General features: G+C 70.8%; 15 protein-coding genes. 7 read left to right on the top strand and 8 right to left on the bottom strand.

Going from position 1 to position 13,264, the window contains the following annotated elements:
• Positions 1-145: 145 nt before the first annotated feature.
• Genes ACFYO9_RS04575 through ACFYO9_RS04560 form a run of 4 tightly spaced genes read left to right on the top strand, consistent with a single transcriptional unit; the run spans position 146 to position 3,003 of the window.
• Positions 146-667: a phosphatase PAP2 family protein gene (locus ACFYO9_RS04575; RefSeq protein WP_358776742.1), complete on the top strand. Its 522-nt coding sequence runs from the start codon at positions 146-148 to the stop codon at positions 665-667.
• On the top strand, positions 660-1,613 hold the full coding sequence (locus ACFYO9_RS04570; RefSeq protein ID WP_355803637.1) for a decaprenyl-phosphate phosphoribosyltransferase: 954 nt from the start codon (positions 660-662) through the stop codon (positions 1,611-1,613). Before ACFYO9_RS04575 ends, ACFYO9_RS04570 begins: the two co-directional genes overlap by 8 nt.
• Complete coding sequence (locus tag ACFYO9_RS04565; RefSeq protein ID WP_355803635.1) at positions 1,610-2,083, top strand: GtrA family protein; 474 nt, start codon at positions 1,610-1,612, stop codon at positions 2,081-2,083. The genes ACFYO9_RS04570 and ACFYO9_RS04565 overlap by 4 nt, the downstream gene beginning before the upstream one ends.
• On the top strand, positions 2,071-3,003 hold the full coding sequence (locus ACFYO9_RS04560) for a YihY/virulence factor BrkB family protein (protein ID WP_358776741.1): 933 nt from the start codon (positions 2,071-2,073) through the stop codon (positions 3,001-3,003). The genes ACFYO9_RS04565 and ACFYO9_RS04560 overlap by 13 nt, the downstream gene beginning before the upstream one ends.
• On the opposite strand, the gene ACFYO9_RS04555 is transcribed toward ACFYO9_RS04560, so the two are convergent.
• Positions 2,994-4,241 carry a D-alanyl-D-alanine carboxypeptidase gene (locus ACFYO9_RS04555; RefSeq protein WP_358776740.1) on the bottom strand — a complete coding sequence of 416 codons (1,248 nt, stop codon included), beginning with the start codon at positions 4,239-4,241 and terminating at the stop codon, positions 2,994-2,996. The two genes, ACFYO9_RS04560 and ACFYO9_RS04555, sit on opposite strands and share 10 nt — an antisense overlap.
• A gap of 133 nt (positions 4,242-4,374) precedes the next feature.
• Here ACFYO9_RS04555 and ACFYO9_RS04550 point away from each other — a divergent pair, with 133 nt between their 5' ends.
• Positions 4,375-4,617 (top strand): SCO4848 family membrane protein, encoded by a 243-nt coding sequence (locus tag ACFYO9_RS04550; protein WP_355803629.1) that lies wholly within the window; start codon positions 4,375-4,377, stop codon positions 4,615-4,617.
• 2 nt (positions 4,618-4,619) lie between these two features.
• Complete coding sequence (locus ACFYO9_RS04545; protein WP_358776739.1) at positions 4,620-5,960, top strand: metallophosphoesterase; 1,341 nt, start codon at positions 4,620-4,622, stop codon at positions 5,958-5,960.
• A 12-nt stretch (positions 5,961-5,972) separates the two neighbouring features.
• Here the strand turns inward: ACFYO9_RS04545 and ACFYO9_RS04540 are convergent, their stop codons facing one another.
• From ACFYO9_RS04540 to ACFYO9_RS04510, 7 genes are all read right to left on the bottom strand, one after another.
• Complete coding sequence (locus ACFYO9_RS04540; RefSeq protein WP_388665953.1) at positions 5,973-6,431, bottom strand: VOC family protein; 459 nt, start codon at positions 6,429-6,431, stop codon at positions 5,973-5,975.
• Between the two features lie 99 nt (positions 6,432-6,530).
• On the bottom strand, positions 6,531-6,887 hold the full coding sequence (locus ACFYO9_RS04535) for a hypothetical protein (protein WP_358776738.1): 357 nt from the start codon (positions 6,885-6,887) through the stop codon (positions 6,531-6,533).
• A gap of 187 nt (positions 6,888-7,074) precedes the next feature.
• On the bottom strand, positions 7,075-7,845 hold the full coding sequence (locus ACFYO9_RS04530; protein WP_355803623.1) for a succinate dehydrogenase iron-sulfur subunit: 771 nt from the start codon (positions 7,843-7,845) through the stop codon (positions 7,075-7,077).
• The gene (sdhA, locus tag ACFYO9_RS04525; RefSeq protein ID WP_355803621.1) at positions 7,845-9,599 is read right to left on the bottom strand and encodes a succinate dehydrogenase flavoprotein subunit; all 1,755 of its coding nucleotides are present in this window, start codon (positions 9,597-9,599) and stop codon (positions 7,845-7,847) included. The genes ACFYO9_RS04530 and sdhA overlap by 1 nt, the downstream gene beginning before the upstream one ends.
• A gap of 16 nt (positions 9,600-9,615) precedes the next feature.
• Positions 9,616-10,110, bottom strand: a complete 495-nt coding sequence (locus ACFYO9_RS04520; RefSeq protein WP_355803619.1) for a succinate dehydrogenase hydrophobic membrane anchor subunit — start codon at positions 10,108-10,110, stop codon at positions 9,616-9,618.
• A gap of 8 nt (positions 10,111-10,118) precedes the next feature.
• Positions 10,119-10,499, bottom strand: coding sequence for a succinate dehydrogenase, cytochrome b556 subunit (gene sdhC, locus ACFYO9_RS04515; RefSeq protein ID WP_355803617.1), 381 nt, complete (start codon positions 10,497-10,499; stop codon positions 10,119-10,121).
• 147 nt (positions 10,500-10,646) lie between these two features.
• Complete coding sequence (locus ACFYO9_RS04510; RefSeq protein WP_388666023.1) at positions 10,647-11,273, bottom strand: 2-oxo-4-hydroxy-4-carboxy-5-ureidoimidazoline decarboxylase; 627 nt, start codon at positions 11,271-11,273, stop codon at positions 10,647-10,649.
• A 320-nt stretch (positions 11,274-11,593) separates the two neighbouring features.
• Between ACFYO9_RS04510 and ACFYO9_RS04505 the strand changes: the two genes are divergently transcribed.
• Positions 11,594-13,204: a glycoside hydrolase family 20 protein gene (locus ACFYO9_RS04505; RefSeq protein WP_358776737.1), complete on the top strand. Its 1,611-nt coding sequence runs from the start codon at positions 11,594-11,596 to the stop codon at positions 13,202-13,204.
• Positions 13,205-13,264: the final 60 nt, after the last annotated feature.

Here is a 13,264-nt window from a genome sequence, read left to right as displayed (position 1 = left end):
TTCGCCCCAAGCTGTTCCGGCTCTCACCGAAATGGGTGATTAAGAGAGTGTCAGCGTAGATTGACCCCATTATCGGGAGATTGCCTAGAAGAGTCGAGATGCCCAGCCCTCGAGTGTCTTCGCATCTCTTCGAATAAGAGGCCACATGTACGACATGGACCACAGGTTGCTGTCGGCCCTGCGCGACTGCGGCACCGACCCGCGCGTGGCGTCCGCCGCGCGCGCACTGTCCCGGACCGGCGAGCACGGCGCGCTGTGGATCGTGGCCGGTCTGGCGGGCGCCGCCGTCGACCGCGAGCGCCGCGGCGCCTGGCTGCGCGGCACCGCGCTCACCGCCGCCGCGCACCTGGCCAGCATGGGCGTCAAGCGGATCGTCCACCGCCCCCGCCCCGGCGACCACCACGGCGTCCAGCCGCTCGTACGCACCGTGGGCCGCCACTCCTTCCCCAGCTCGCACGCCACCTCCGCCGCGGCGGCAACCGTCGCCTACGGCGCGCTGCGCCCCGTCGGCGCCCGCCTCGTCCCGCCGCTGGCCGCCGCGATGTGCGTCTCCCGCATGGTCGTCGGCGTCCACTACCCCTCGGACATCGCCGCGGGCGCGGCACTCGGCGCGCTCACCGCGAGGGCAGGCGCCGCCTGGATGAACGGAGGCCGCCGCGATGCCTGAACGTGCCGCCGTCGTGCTGGAGCGGCCCAGCCCGCCCCGGAAGCCCCGCACGGGAGCCGTCGGCCTGCCGCTCGGCCTCCTGAAGACCGCACGCCCCCGCCAATGGGTCAAGAACGTCCTCGTCGTCGCCGCCCCCGCCGCGGCCGGCGAGCTCTTCTCGCGGCACGCGCTCGTCCAAGTCGCGATCGTCTTCGCGCTGTTCACGGCCGCCGCGTCCGCCGTCTACCTGATCAACGACGCCCGCGACGCCGACGCCGACCGCGCCCACCCCACCAAGTGCCGCAGGCCGGTCGCCGCCGGGCAGGTCCCGGTGCCCGTCGCGTACGCCGTGGGCGGCCTCCTGGCCGTCCTCGCGCCCACGGCGGCCGCCCTCCTCTGTACGCCCCTCACCGCGGCGCTCCTGGCCGCGTACGTCGTCATGCAACTCGCCTACTGCATCAGCCTCAAGCACGTCCTCGTCGTCGACCTCACCATCGTCACGACCGGCTTCCTGATGCGCGCCATGATCGGCGGCCTGGCGCTCGACATCCCGCTCTCGCGCTGGTTCCTGATCACCACGGGCTTCGGCGCGCTCTTCATGGTCTCCGCCAAGCGCTACTCCGAGGCCGTGCAGATGGCGGGGAGCTCGGAACAACTGGGCGCCACGCGCGCGTTGCTCACCGAATACACCACCGGGTACCTGCGCTTCGTGTGGCAGCTCGCCGCGGGCGTCGCCGTCCTCGCGTACTGCCTGTGGGCCATGGAGGAGGGTGGCACCGCCAGCGGCCTGCTGCCCTGGCGCCAGCTGTCCATGACGGCCTTCATCCTCGCCATCCTGCGCTACGCCGTCTTCGCCGACCGGGGCACCGCGGGCGAGCCCGAGGACGTCGTCCTGCGGGACCGGGCGCTCGCCGTCATCGGCCTGGTGTGGCTCGCGATGTACGGGCTCGCGGTCGCGGACTGGTGAGCCCGCTCGCGCGACTGCGGCTCCTCGGCCCCGAGCTGCTCGGCTTCGCGGCCGCCGGCCTCTGCGCCTACGCCGCCGACCTCGGCCTGTTCGTCTGGCTGCGCGGCCCCGTGGGCCTCGACCCGCTGACCGCCAAGGCGCTCTCCTTCGTGGTGGGCTGCTCGGTCGCCTACGCGGGCAACGCGCTCGGCACCTATCGGCGCAGGGCCGCCGGAGTCTCGCGGCTGCGCCGGTACGCGGTGTTCTTCGCCGTCAACATCGCGGGCGCCCTCGTCCAACTGCTGTGCATCGCCGTGTCCCACTACGGTCTCGGTCTCACCTCGCAGCGCGCGGACACCGTCTCGGGCGCCGGCGTCGGCATGGCACTCGCCACAGTCCTGCGGTTCTGGGGTACCCGGACCTTGGTCTTCCGTACAGCGGGCAGGACATCGGGCAGTACAGCGGGCACGGAGGCGTCATGGACTGGCTGAGGAAACTGCCCGGGATCGGGCCGCTCGTCGAGAAAGGCATGCGCACGCACGCGTGGCAGGCCTACGAACGGCTCGACCAGGTCCACTGGACGCGGCTCGCGGCCGCCATGACGTTCATCAGCTTCCTGGCGCTCTTCCCGCTGCTCACCGTCGCCGCCGCGGTCGCCGCGGCGACGCTGTCGAAGAAGCAGCAGAACACCCTCGAAGGCAAGATCTCCGAGCAGGTGCCCGGCATCTCCGACCAGCTGGACCTGAACGCCCTGGTCGCCAACGCGGGCACGGTCGGCCTCGTCGCCGGCGCCCTGCTGCTCTTCACCGGCATCGGCTGGGTCGGCTCGATAAGGGAGTGCCTCAGGGCCGTCTGGGAGCTCGCCGACGAGGAGGAGAACCCCGTCCTGCGCAAGGCCAAGGACGCCGGTGTGCTCCTCGGGCTCGGCGGCGCGGGCCTCGCGTCGTTCGCCGCGTCGGGGCTCGCCTCGCTCGCCGTCGGCTGGAGCGCCGACCTCCTGGGCGTCGACGAGAAGGGCTGGGGCGCCGTCCTGCTCCAGGTCATCGCGTTCGCCATCGCGGTCCTCGCGGACTTCCTGCTGCTGCTCTACGTACTGACGCTGCTGCCCGGCGTCCAGCCGCCGCGGCGCGCGCTCCTCACCGCGGGACTCATCGGCGCGGCCGGCTTCGAGCTGCTCAAGCTGCTGCTCGGCGGCTACATGAAGGGGGTCGCCTCGAAGAGCATGTACGGGGCCTTCGGCGTGCCCGTCGCACTGCTCCTGTGGATCAACTTCACGGCGAAACTCCTGCTGTTCTGCGCGGCGTGGACGGCGACACGGAAGGCCGCACGCGAAGAAGCGGCCCCCGAAGAGGCGGCCCCCGAAGAGACCGCCTCCACCGCCACGTCCGCTACGGAGCGCCCTCAGCCCTGACGCTCGCGCCGGCCCGCCTGGCCCGGCAGCGGCAGCCTGCGCCTGATCACGAAGGCACCCGCGGCGAGCACCGCGAGCACACCGCCCGCGACGGCGAAGGCCACGCCCATGCCGTTGCCGCCGCTGTCGTCGGAGGAGTGCGCCGCGTTCTCGGCGCCGTCCGTCGAACCGCCGCCGCCACCCGGGGCGCCCTTGCCCGCGCCACCCGTCGCGGCCCCCTTCGGAGCGACCAGCTGACCCACCGGGTCGACCTTGCCGGCCGCCTGGAAGCCCCAGTCGAAGAGCCGCGCGGTCTCCTTGTAGACCGCGTGCGCCTCCGTGGAGGAGGGGTTCATGACGGTGACGAGCAGGACCTTGCCGTCGCGCTCGGCGACACCCGTGAACGTGTTCCCCGCGTTGGAGGTGTAGCCGTTCTTCACGCCGGCGATGCCCTTGTAGGGGGTGACACCCTCGCCGCCGGTGAGCAGCTTGTTGGTGTTCTGGATGCCGAAGGACTCGCGCTTGGTCTTGCCCTTGTCCTCGCCCTTCTCGATCTTCTTCGTCTCGCCGGGGAACTGGGCGGTGGCCGTCGCGCAGTACTCGCGGAAGTCCTTCTTCTGCAGCCCGGAGCGGGCGAACAGCGACAGGTCGTACGCGGACGAGACCTGCCCCTTCTCGTCGTAGCCGTCCGGCGTGACCACATGGGTGTCGAGCGCCTGCAGTTCCTCGGCGTGCTTCTGCATGTCGGTGACGGTCTTCGGGACGCCGTCGTTCATCGCCGAGAGGACGTGCACCGCGTCGTTGCCGGAGCGCAGGAAGACGCCCAGCCACAGGTCGTGGACGGAGTACGTCTCGTTCTCCTTGATGCCGACCATGCTGCTGCCGGCGCCGATGCCCGCCATGTCGGAGGGCGCGACCTTGTGCTTCTGCGTCTTGGGGAACTTCGGCAGGACGGTGTCCGCGAAGAGCATCTTCAGAGTGCTCGCCGGGGGCAGCCGCCAGTGCGCGTTGTGCGCGGCGAGGACCTCGCCGGTCTCGGCGTTGGAGACGATCCAGGAGCGCCCCGTGAGCTCCTTGGGCAGCACCGGCGCACCCGCCTTGAGCTTCACCTGGGTGCCCGCCTCACCGAGCCGGGCGCCGCCGACGGTGGACATCTTGGCGGGGGGCTTCGGCTGGTCGTCGTCCTTTCCGGGCTTCCCGTCCGCCAGCGCGGGCGCTGCGGTCGACATGGTCAGCAATGCGGCGGAAGCGACCAACATGGCGGTCTTTTTTACGGCAGGCACGGACGAGAACGTACAGGGCCCCGCTGTGTGCGTCTGCGCCGAGGTGGGCTGTGTCCCGTCGTCCCCACCCCGGCGGCGGTGCGCGAGAGGAGCTCGCGATACTGAACGCATGAAGCTCAGCCGCCCTGTCTCCTGGTTCCTGCTCGCCTTCGGGGTGTGGAGCTGGTTCATCTGGATCACTTTCGTCAAGAACCTGTGGAAGGACGGCAGTGGGCTGGCCTTCGACGACGCGGACAACCCGACCGGGTACTTCTGGGTGCACCTGACGCTTGCCGTTGTCTCCTTTGCCTTGGGGACGGTGGTAGGGGTCATCGGGTTCCGCGGAGTCCGCGCTCTGCGGAGAACCTCATAGCCGTGGTGGTCCTCGCGGTCCTCGCGGGCCTGGCCGTTCTGGCGGCCTTCGCCGGCCTCCACTGGTACGTGTGGCGGCGGGTGGTGCGGGACACCACGGCCGGGCCCGGGTTCGCCCGGCGGGCGGGCACGGTGGCGTTCGTCGCGGCCCCGCTGCTGATGTTCGCGGCGCTCGCGGCCGAGCGGACCGGGGCGCCCTTCTTGCTGCAACAGGTGCTGGCCTGGCCCGGGTTCCTGTGGATGGCCTTCGCGCTCTATCTGCTGCTCGCGCTGGTGGTGGGGGAGTTGGCGCGGCCGTTGGTGCGGCGGTGGGCGGAGCGTGGGGCGGCGGAGCGCCGGCCCACGAAGTCGGCGGCGGGGCTCTCCGTAGCGGACGATTCGGAAGAGACGCTCTCCGTAGGGACCGCCTCCGTGCAGGCACCCTCCGAAGCGGCCGCGGGGGCCGCGGGGGCCGTCGAGGTAACCGACTCTGCCCCCGAGTCCGCGGCCCCCGCCCCCGCGACTGCCCTTTCCGCCGCCCCCTCGCGCCGCCTCTTCGTCTCCCGCATCATCGGCGGGAGCGCGGCCGCCGTCGCCGCCGGGACGGTCGGGTACGGAACGTACGGCGTACTGCGCGGACCCGAGGTGAAGCGGATCACCGTGCCGCTGGCGAAGCTCCCGCGCGCGGCGCACGGTTTCCGGATCGCCGTCGTCAGCGACATCCACCTCGGGCCGATCCTCGGAAGCGGCTTCACCCGGCGGGTGGTCGACACGGTCAACGCCACACAGCCCGACCTGATCGCCGTGGTGGGCGACCTGGTCGACGGCTCCGTCGAGCACCTCGCCCCGGCCGCGGCCCCGCTCGCCGGACTGCGCTCGCGGCACGGCGCGTACTTCGTCACGGGCAACCACGAGTACTTCTCCGGCGCCGACCAGTGGGTCGACCACGTACGCGAACTCGGCCTGCACCCGCTGCGCAACGCCCGCACCGAACTCCCCGGCTTCGACCTCGCGGGCGTCGACGACGTCGCGGGCGAGAGCGAGGGAAAGGGCCCCGACTTCGCCAAGGCCCTCGGCGACCGGGACCGCTCACGCGCCTCCGTGCTCCTCGCCCACCAGCCGGTCGTCATCCACGACGCCGTCGAACACGGCGTGGACCTCCAACTGTCCGGCCACACCCACGGCGGCCAACTGTGGCCGGGCAGCTTGGTGGCCGAGCTGGCGAACCCGACGGTGGCGGGCCTGGAGCGGTACGGCGACACCCAGCTCTACGTGACGCGCGGCGCGGGGGCGTGGGGCCCGCCGGTACGGGTCGGGGCGCCGTCGGACATCACGGTCGTGGAACTGGCGTCGGGGCAGGCCTGAGGCTGGCCCCGCTCAGGCACCCCGGGCCAGCTCCGGCCGCTTCAGGTAGTCCGTGAAGCCGACGACGTTCCCCCACGGGTCGGCGATCTCCACGGTCCAGCCGGTGGCCACCGAGAAGGGCTCGGCCAGCAGGGGGACTCCCGCCGCCGTCAGGGCCCGGCCCTTCGCGCGGGCGTCGCGGACCTCCAGCCAGATGCGGGGCGAGGGCCACGGCGCCGTGCGCGGGATGATGCCCTCCTCCACGCGCAGCAGCACGCCCGGGGTCTCCTCGCCCACCTTCAGGATCGCGAGGCCGATCTCGTCGAGGCGGAACGTGACCGGGAAGCCGGCCCGCTCGTAGAACTCGACGGCCGCGCCGAGGTCGCCGACGGGAAACAGCACGTTGTCGAAGCCGAGCAGCGCCGCGGACGGGTCGTCGAGCAGTGCGGTGGGCTGGTCAGCCGACAGGCCGACCGACTGGTTGTCTGACATTCCGTCAGGGTAGGCCGGGGCCCGCCACGTGGGCGCAGGCGCGCGTGCGCCCGTGCGGCACGGGTGCGATTCTTCGTCCGTACGGCGGCCCGGACGCCGTCACCGGCCGGCCGGCCGGACCTTCGCGAGGAAGGCGCGGACCGCGCCGAGCGTCGTCCGCCACTCCGAGATCTCGTTGCCGTCCTCGTCGACCGTGCCGCGCGGCTCGACCGAGCGCCACGGCTGCGCCGGACGGAACTCCTCGGCGAGTTCGCCGAGGAAGATGACCGAGTTCTGGACGTACACGTCCGTGCCGCGCCGATGGAGCGGCCAGCCGAAGACGAAGTTCGCGGTCGCCGGATCCGTGATCGAGGTGACCAGGTACGAGTCGACCTCGTCCCGCGCCTCCTCCACGCGGCGCAGGGCGCGCACCCAGCTCTGCCGGTAGTTGTCGGCGCTCCAGTAGGAGAGATCCATCGGAAAGTCCTCCGAGAAATCCCCGACCGTGATCCTGCCGACGGCCTCCGCCCCGGCCTCCGCGCCGCTCGTGGCCTCCGCCACCACCTGGACCGAGAAGACGTCACACCCCCGAGAGCCCCAAGCCCGAGGGCCCCGCTCCGGACTGGAGCGGGGCCCACGGGGACGTGCAGGCAAAAAAGCCGGATCAGAAGCGGCGCGTGATCAGCGCGCGCTTGACCTCCTGGATCGCCTTCGTGACCTCGATGCCACGCGGGCACGCGTCCGTGCAGTTGAACGTCGTGCGGCAACGCCACACGCCGTCCTTGTCGTTCAGGATCTCCAGGCGCTGCTCGCCCGCCTCGTCACGGCTGTCGAAGATGAAGCGGTGCGCGTTGACGATCGCGGCCGGGCCGAAGTACTGGCCGTCGTTCCAGAACACCGGGCACGAGGACGTGCACGCGGCGCACAGGATGCACTTGGTCGTGTCGTCGAAGCGCTCGCGGTCCTCGGCGGACTGCAGACGCTCGCGCGTCGGCTCGTTGCCCGTCGTCACCAGGAACGGCATGACGTCGCGGTACGCCTGGAAGAACGGGTCCATGTCGACGACCAGGTCCTTCAGGACCGTCAGACCCTTGATCGGCTCGACCGTGATCGGCTTGGCCGGGTTGATGTCCTTGATCAGGGTCTTGCAGGCGAGGCGGTTCTTGCCGTTGATCCGCATGGCGTCCGAGCCGCAGATGCCGTGCGCGCAGGAGCGGCGGAACGTCAGCGTGCCGTCCAGCTCCCACTTGACCTTGTGGAGGGCGTCGAGGACACGCTCCTTGGGGTCGATCTCCAGCTGGAAGTCCTCCCACGTGGCGTCCGCCGAGACCTCGGGGTTGAAGCGGCGCACCCGCAGGGTGATCGTGATGTACGGGGAGTCGGCGAAGCCCGCCTCGGGCTTGGCGTCTTCCTTGTCGAGGGTCGGGGTAGCCATCAGTACTTACGCTCCATCGGCTGGTAGCGGGTCTGGACGACCGGCTTGTAGTCGAGACGGATCGTCTCCGTGCCGTCGTCGCCGACCTCGCGGTACGCCATGGTGTGGCGCATGAAGTTGACGTCGTCGCGGTTCGGGAAGTCCTCGCGGTAGTGACCGCCGCGCGACTCCTTGCGGGCCAGCGCGGACTGCGCCATGACCTCGGCCAGGTCGAGCAGGTTGCCCAGCTCGATGGCCTCCAGGAGGTCGGTGTTGAACCGCTTGCCCTTGTCCTGGATCGAGACGTTGAGGTAGCGCTCGCGGAGCTCCGCGATCTTCTCCACCGCCGTCTTGATCGTCTGCTCCGTGCGGAACACCATGACGTTGGCGTCCATGGTCTCCTGCAGCTCCTTGCGGAGCTCGTGGACCCGCTCGGTGCCCGTGGCGTCGCGCAGCCGCTCGACCTGGGAGACGACGAGCGCCTCGGGGTTCTCGGGGAGCTCGACGAAGTCGTTCTTCGCCGAGTACTCCGCGGCGGCGACGCCCGCGCGCTTGCCGAAGACGTTGATGTCCAGGAGCGAGTTGGTGCCCAGGCGGTTGGCGCCGTGCACGGAGACGCAGGCGACCTCGCCCGCCGCGTACAGGCCAGGGACGACGGTGGTGTTGTCCGCGAGGACCTCACCCTCGACGTTGGTCGGGATGCCGCCCATGGCGTAGTGCGCGGTCGGCTGGATCGGGATCGGGTCCGTGTAGGGCTCGATGCCGAGGTACGTACGCGCGAACTCGGTGATGTCCGGGAGCTTGGCGTCCAGCTGCTCCGGCGGCAGGTGCGTGAGGTCGAGGTAGACGTGGTCGCCCTCGGGACCGCAGCCGCGGCCCTCACGGATCTCCGTGTAGATGGAGCGCGAGACGACGTCACGGGACGCGAGGTCCTTCATGACCGGCGCGTACTTCTCCATGAAGCGCTCGCCGTCCTTGTTGCGGAGGATGCCGCCCTCACCACGGGCGCCTTCCGTAAGGAGGATGCCCATGCGCCAGATGCCGGTCGGGTGGAACTGGAAGAACTCCATGTCCTCCAGCGGGATCCCGCGCCGGTAGCAGGCCGCCTGGCCGTCACCGGTGAGCGTGTGCGCGTTCGAGGTCACCTTGAAGAACTTGCCGGTGCCGCCGGACGCGTAGATCACGGACTTGGCCTGGAAGATGTGGATCTCGCCGGTGGCCAGCTCGTACGCGACGACGCCCGCGCTCTTCTTGACGCCGTCGACCTCGACGATGAGCTGGTCGAGGACGTAGAACTCGTTGAAGAACTCCACACCCTCCTTGACGCAGTTCTGGTACAGCGTCTGGAGGATCATGTGGCCGGTGCGGTCCGCGGCGTAGCAGGAGCGGCGCACGGCGGCCTCGCCGTGGTTACGGGTGTGACCGCCGAAGCGGCGCTGGTCGATGGTGCCGTTCGGGGTGCGGTTGAACGGCAGGCCCATCTTCTCGAGGTCGAGGACCGCGTCGATGGCCTCCTTCGCCAGGATCTCGGCGGCGTCCTGGTCGACCAGGTAGTCGCCGCCCTTGATCGTGTCGAAGGTGTGCCACTCCCAGTTGTCCTCCTCCACGTTGGCGAGCGCGGCGGCCATGCCGCCCTGCGCCGCGCCCGTGTGGGAACGCGTGGGGTAGAGCTTGGTGAGCACGGCGGTGCGGCTGCGCTTCGTCGCCTCGATGGCGGCGCGCATGCCGGCGCCGCCCGCGCCGACGATGACGGTGTCGTACTTGTGAATCTTCACTGGGGTCGCCTCGGCTTTAGCGGATGTTCGGGTCGAAGGTGAAGATCACCAGCGTGCCCAGAAGGATGGTGAACACCGTGGCGGTGTACAGCAGGCCCTTGAGCCACAGACGCGTGTTCGGGCGCTCCGCGTAGTCGTTGATGACCGTGCGCAGGCCGTTGGCGCCGTGCAGCATCGCGAGCCACAGCATCAGCAGGTCCCAGACCTGCCAGAACGGCGAGGCCCAGCGGCCGGCGACGAACGCGAAGCCGATCTTCGAGACACCGCCGTCGAGCACCAGCTGGATCAGCAGGTGGCCGAGGACGAGGACGACCAGGACGACGCCGGACAGGCGCATGAAGAGCCATGCGGCCATCTCGAAGTTGCCGCGGGTCGAGCGCGGGGTCTTGGAGGTGCGCTTGCGGGGCGCCTCGATGAGCGGGGCCGGGTGGTCGGAGTCGTAGAGCGAGGCGCCCTCGACGGGGCCGACCCCGGACGTTCCGGACTTCTCAAGCGTGGTGTCAGCAGACATGTCTGGCGTCAGCTCCCGAAGAGTTCGCGGACGGCGTGGCCGAGGACGGGGTAGAGCGCCCCGACCATCAGGACGAGCCAGATGCCGACGACGGTCCAGAGCATCTGCTTCTGGTAGCGGGGACCCTTCGACCAGAAGTCGACGGCGATGACGCGCAGGCCGTTGAGAGCGTGGAAGAGGATGGCGGCGACCAGGCCGTACTCGAGGAGTCCGACGATCGGCGTCTTGTAGGTGCTGACGACATCGTCGTACGCCTCGGGGGAGACGCGGACGAGAGCGGTGTCGAGCACATGCACGAACAGGAAGAAGAAGATGAGGACGCCGGTGACTCGATGAGCCACCCAGGACCACATTCCTTCCCGGCCGCGGTACAGCGTTCCAGCCGGCACGGAAGAACCCTCCGGGAGCGGGGATTGGGGCCGGCCGGCTTCTTGTCGGACGAGCCCGGCCGGGTACGGTCCACCGGCCGCTCGTCATCGTATCGACGAGTTGTCGGTGTCCTTGCCCCGGGTCCGCAGGTGTGATCAAACAGGCAATCAAACAGGCACGTACGGGCTATCGGGGCGCGATTGCGGGCGACCCTCCCGGGCGGCGTGTTGCGGGGCCTGTCGCGCGGCGTTCTCGGCGGCCTGGCACAGGGTGAGCCGGGCGAGCCGGCCCCGGGTGAGGCGGCGCAGTTCGTCGGCGGCGACGGCGCGCTCGTCCTCCGGATCGTTGCCGAGGCGTGACCGGATGCCGGAGAGCAGCTGGTCCAGGGCCTCGTCCGGAGCGACGTCGTCGAGGCAGATCACGAAGGAGTGCCCGAAGCGGCTCTCGTACGCGGCGTGGGCGGCGCGCAGCGCGGTGTGGGCCGCGGTGTACGTGGTGTGCCCGGCGCCCCGGTGCGGCGCGAGGGAGTCAAGGGGATCGGAGGGTTCGCAGGCCAGCGCCTCGGCGAGGTCGGCGGGCGAGAGGTCGTACGTCGCCTCGTCGGACGCCGCGAGCAGCGCGTCGAGGTCGGGGTAGGGCCGGTGGGCGGCGACCCGGCGGGCCCACCGGCGGCTGCCGCAGCAGGTGAGCAGGTCGGCCTCGGCCGCTGCCGGGGTGGCGGTGTTCAGCCGGTGCGGCGCGAGGGTGGCGCGCGCGGCGGAACGGACGGGACTGGGAAGACGGTGCGGGAACAGCGTGCGCTCCTGGGCAGGGGGCGGCAGGGGTGGGCACAGCGGTGTGGGGGTGGCGCCACGCTACCGAGGTGCGGGATGAGCTGTCCGATGGATGAGCGAATTTCACTCGAATGGGAGAGTTTGGCCTTGTTTTGTGGACGCACCGCTCGAGGCAACGCGCGACGCACCGCCCGAGGAGCCGCCCGACGCGCCGTCGGGGAGAGCCCGTCGTAGCGTGGCGGTATGGCTCTGGCTCTGGCTTTGACGGCAGGTGCGGACGTCGCCCCCGCGCGGCGAGGTGACCGGGTATCGCGGAGTGACCGAATACCGCGAGGTGACCGATGAGGCGCGGCCCGGTGGCCGCGGCGGGCGGCGTCGCCGTCGCGGGGGCCGTGGTGCTCACCGTCGGACTCTGGCCCGGCGGGGACGGCGACGGGCCGTCGGGCGCCTCGACCGCGGACGGCACGTCCGCGTCGGCCGCCGCGCCGAGTCCTTCGAAGAGCTACCCGCTGTCGAAGGCCCCGGACACCATCCCCGCGGTACGCGAGCACAGCGCCGCCCGCGGCCCCGGCTGGCGCCCCGCCGAGGGCAAGGGGCGCGTGGTCGTCCGCGACAAGGACCTGGCGGACGAGGGACGGCTGCTCGCCGGCGAGCTGAAACTGGAGTACGGGGGCGACGCGCACCCGAAGAAGGGTGACGTGGAGCTGGCGCTCACGGACCCGAAGGACAAGGGCGCCGCGAAGGGCGACGGCGCCGCGGAGTCGTACACGCTGACCGTCAAGGGCGAGCAGGTGCGGATAGCCGCCCCCGCCGAGGCCGGTGTCTTCTACGGGACCCGCACCCTCAAGCAGGAGGTCAGCGGCGGCCGGACCGCGCCCGAGGGCGAGGTCAGGGACCGCCCGGCCAAACCGCAGCGCGGCTTCATGATCGACATAGCCCGCAAGCACTACGACGAGAAGTGGCTCGAGGACCGCATACGCGAGCTCGGCGACCTCAAGTACAACCAGCTCGGCCTGCACTTCTCCGACGACCAGGCGTTCCGCGTCGAGTCGGAGTCGCACCCCGAGATCGTCTCCTCCGACCACCTCACCAAGGACCAGGTCCGCCGCCTGGTGAAGCTCGCCGAGAGCCGGCACATCACCGTCGTGCCCGAGATCGACTCGCCGGGACACCTCGGCGCCGTCATCGCGAAGCACCCGTCGCTGCAGCTCCGCAACACCGGCGGCAGCGCCACGCGCGGCGCCGTCGACATCTCCGAGCCCGAGGCGGCGAAGATCGTCGACGATCTGCTCAAGGAGTACGCCGAGCTGTTCCCCGGCCGCTACTGGAACCTCGGCGCCGACGAGTACCAGGCCCTCACGGTGAAGGACCCCGAGGCCTCCTTCCCGCAGTTGGCCGCCGCCGCCCGCGAGCGCTACGGTGCCGGCGCCCGCGTCCAGGACCTCGCGACGGGCTGGCTCAACGACCGGGCCGACACCGTGCGCCCGTTCGGCAAGAAGCTGAAGGCCTGGAACGACGGGTTCTTCGCGGGCGGCACCGCCAAGGCGGCGGACGACCTGGAGGTCGCGTACTGGACGGGCAAGGAGATCGGCGCCCGCGAACCCGACGCGTACCTGAAGGAGGGCCGCGAGCTGACCAACTACAACGACGAGTTCCTTTACTACGTCCTCGGCCAGCCCAACGACTTCCGCTATCCGACCGGGCAGCGCATCTACGAGAGCTGGACCCCGCTGGTGGTGCGCGGCACCGGGCCGGTGAGCGAGAAGTACGACGACCAGATCCTCGGCGGCACGTTCGCCGTGTGGGGCGACATCGCGGGGGCACAGACCCAGGAGCAGGTGGCGCGGGGCATCCGGCTTCCGCTGGCCGCCACCGTGCAGAAGCTCTGGGACCCCGAGAAGCCCTCCCGGTCCTGGAACGACTTCGTGAAGCTCGCTGATAGCGTCCGTTAGCCGCCGTCGGCGCCCTGGGGAGGGACGCGGGCGGATCCGTTCGTCCGTCGAGAACCACCC

It is taken from the genome of Streptomyces sp. NPDC005863, from assembly GCF_042871345.1.
Classification (GTDB): domain Bacteria; phylum Actinomycetota; class Actinomycetes; order Streptomycetales; family Streptomycetaceae; genus Streptomyces.
Note: the sequence above shows the minus strand (reverse complement) of the source record. Positions and strands in the feature narration are given on the sequence as shown.